3 protein-coding genes are annotated in these 3312 nt (G+C 66.7%); 1 reads left to right on the top strand and 2 read right to left on the bottom strand.

All coding sequences use genetic code 11. From position 1 onward, the window contains the following. Positions 1–706 (bottom strand): rhodanese-like domain-containing protein (locus PHQ87_RS15225; protein ID WP_300236211.1); only part of this gene is annotated, 706 nt, incomplete at its 3' end. A gap of 35 nt (positions 707–741) precedes the next feature. Further along, positions 742–1356, bottom strand: a complete 615-nt coding sequence (locus PHQ87_RS15220; RefSeq protein WP_300236212.1) for a cysteine dioxygenase — start codon at positions 1354–1356, stop codon at positions 742–744. A 748-nt stretch (positions 1357–2104) separates the two neighbouring features. On the opposite strand from PHQ87_RS15220, the gene cysK reads away from it, so the two are divergent. Continuing rightward, entirely contained in the window at positions 2105–3082 is a 978-nt protein-coding gene (gene cysK / locus PHQ87_RS15215) for a cysteine synthase A (RefSeq protein WP_300236208.1), read from the top strand. Positions 3083–3312 lie beyond the last annotated feature (230 nt).

Genomic DNA, 3312 nt, shown 5'->3' with positions numbered 1-3312 from the left:
CGGCACCGTGTTCGAGCGACTGGCCGGCCAGCGTCCAGCCGATGGTGCCGTTGCGCAGCGCCGCCACCGGGTTGGGAATGCCGGCGTTGACCAGCGACTGGGTGCCGATGATGCTGCGCGTGCGCCCGGCGCAGTTGACGATGATGCGCGTGGCCGGGTCGGGCGCCAGGGCGCGGGCGCGCAGCACCAGCTCGGCCCCCGGCACGCTGGTGCCGCCGGGGATGTTCATGGTCTGGTATTCGTCGAAGCGGCGCGCGTCGAGCACCACCACGTCGGCCTTCGCGTCGAGCAGGGCCTTGACTTCCTGCGCCGGCAGCGAGGGCGTGTGGCGCTGCGCCTCCACCAGTTCGCCGAAGGCCTTGCTGGGCACGTTGACGTCGATGAAGATCTCGCCGCCGGCATCGCGCCAGCCCCGCAGGCCGCCATCGAGCAGGCTGACATCGGTGTAGCCCAGCGACTGCAGGCGCCGCGCCGCCTTCTCGGCCAGGCCCTCGCCGTCGTCGTAGACCACGATGGCCGTGTCCAGGCGCGGGATGCGGCCGCGTGCGTCCAGCTCGATGCGGCCCAGCGGCAGGTTGGCCGCGAACAGCGGGTGCCCCTGGGCGAAAGGGTCTTCCTCGCGCACGTCGAGCAGGGCGATCTCGCGCCGGGCGAGCAGGTGTTCGCGGACCTGGGCGGTGGTGGTGTAGGTCAGGGGTTGGGTCATGGGCGGACGAAGAGAGGGTGAATCGGGACAGCGGGTTATGCGGCGACCGCTTCTTGCGAGCGGTCCCAGACGTTGGGCAGCGCGGCGTTGCTGTAGCCGGAGATGAAGGGCTTTTCGGCGCCGTCTTCCAGGAACACCGAGCGGTGCACGGCGCCGATGTTGGCGCCGTAGACGTGGATGCTGATCGAGGGCCGGTCGGCCAGGGCGTTGCTGACGCGGTGCACGTCGCCGATGGTGGGCGAGACTGCCTCCACGGCGCCGGGCTCCAGGCGGTGCGCCCGGCCCTGTGGCTGCCAGCGGCCGTTTGCACCGCGGGCGTAGGCCTGCGACAGCTCGGCGCCGCGCAGCATGCCGATCAGGCCCCACACGGTGTGGTTGTGGATCGGGGTCTGCTGGCCCGGCCCCCAGACGAAGCTGACCACAGAAAAGCGCTCCAGCGGGTCGGCGTAGAGCAGGTATTGCTGGTAGCGCACCGGCGAGGGCAGGGTGTAGGGCTCGGCGAGCCAATCGTCGTGCCGCACCAGTTCAGCCAGCAGGGCCTGGCCGCGTTCCAGCAGCGCGGCCTCGGCCGTTTCTTCGGCAACCAGGCGGGTGAGATCGGCAAGAAAGCCGCGCAGGCGCGCGGGCTGGTAGGGCGTGGTGGTCGTCATGGGCAGCAGGGGTGTGGTGGGCGGGGGCGGCGCCTGGGCGTGGCGATGGCGGCCGGCCACAGACGACATGACACATTGCAATCGATCCGGCGTCGTTCGGAGCGACTTCTTTCGCATATCCATGTGTGATTTTCTTCGTTGTTTCCCGGGCGCGGGGCCGCTTCAATCCATGGCCTGATCTTCGCGAACGATGAAAGGGCATCACCGGCATCCGCAACGCGTCGGCCGAACCCCATCCGGCACCTGCCGCCACACTTGTCTCCTATCCTGCAAAGGATCTTCACCCCGGCCCGTGCCGGGGTTTTTTTGCCTCTGCCTCTGCGAATCAGTCGCCTGGATGGCCCCGGTACCGGTGCTGAAATCAGGGCCTTTGATCGTCCCGAGTGTTGAGGACGGTTTCCGTGCGACGATGCCAGTGCTCCGACCCGGGTGTCAGCGGCCGTCAGCGCAATAAATGCCAATAAGTAATAAGAAAAAAGAAAATCAATGGTTGGGGTTTTGATAAGGCGGGCGTAGAGTCATTGACAACCCCTTCCTCCACCCACCAGAAAGGCTTCTGATCATGACAGTCGATGCGCCATCGCTGGCTCCGCCCGACGTGCCGGAAGCCTCCTGTCCGGTGGCCTTCGAGGGCGACATCGACGGCTGGCGTTTCCATGGCCTGCCCCGGGTACAGGCATGACCCAACTGCGCACAATGGCCTTTCCGTCCTCATCCATTTAACCCAGACAACCAGGAGATTTCCATCATGAGCCTCAGCTTCCAGAACAACGCCCAGTCCATCGGCCGCACGCCGCTGGTGCGCCTGAACCGCATCACCGATGGCGCCCAGGCCACCGTGCTGGCCAAGATCGAGGGCCGCAACCCGGCCTACTCGGTCAAGGACCGCATCGGCTATGCCATGATCGACGACGCCGAGCAGCGCGGCCTGCTCGGCCCGGGCAAGGAGATCGTCGAGCCCACCAGCGGCAACACCGGCATCGCGCTGGCCTTCGTGGCCGCGTCCAGGGGCATCCCGATCACGCTGACCATGCCCGACACCATGAGCATCGAGCGGCGCAAGCTCCTGCTGGCCTATGGCGCCAAGCTGGTGCTGACCGAGGGGGCCAAGGGCATGAAGGGCGCCATCGCCAAGGCCGAGGAAATTGCCGCCAGCGACCCGGGCAAGTACGTGCTGCTGCAGCAATTCAAGAACCCGGCCAACCCGGCCATCCACGAGACCACCACCGGCCCCGAGATCTGGGCCGACACCGACGGTGCGGTGGACATCGTCGTCTCCGGTGTGGGCACCGGTGGCACCATCACCGGCGTGACGCGCTTCATCAAGAAGACCAAGGGCAAGGCCATCACCTCGGTGGCCGTCGAGCCCACGGCCAGCCCGGTGCTGACGCAGGCCCGCAACGGTGAGGAACTCAAGCCCGCGCCGCACAAGATCCAGGGCATCGGTGCCGGCTTCGTGCCCGACGTGCTCGACCTCTCGCTGGTCGATGCCATCGAGCAGGTCGGCAACGAGGAGGCGGTCGCGTTTGCGCTGCGCCTGGCGCGCGAGGAGGGCATTCTTTCGGGCATCTCCAGCGGCGCTGCCGCGGCCGCGGCGGTGCGTCTGGCGCAGCGGCCCGAGAACGCCGGCAAGACCATCGTCGTCGTGCTGCCCGATTCGGGTGAGCGCTACCTCAGCTCCGTGCTGTTCGAGGGCATCTTCGACAATGCCGGACAGCCCGCCTGACCCGCCGTCCGCCATGTCCGCCACCGCTGCCGCCGTTTCATCCGCACAGGCGGCGCTGCCCGGGGAAGCCACCGTCTGATGGCTTCATCGCCGTGGTGCGACGCGGGGTCGTGCACCACGGTGTCTTACATAGAAGATTTACCAATAAACAAACAATTTAATATTCGTTTGTGTATTTGGAAGGCTTCAAGACAATCGAAGCCATGTCTTCTCCTACCGTCGTCATCGTG

This window comes from Hydrogenophaga sp. (genome assembly GCF_028698005.1).
Lineage (GTDB): Bacteria > Pseudomonadota > Gammaproteobacteria > Burkholderiales > Burkholderiaceae_C > Hydrogenophaga.
Note: the sequence above shows the minus strand (reverse complement) of the source record. Positions and strands in the feature narration are given on the sequence as shown.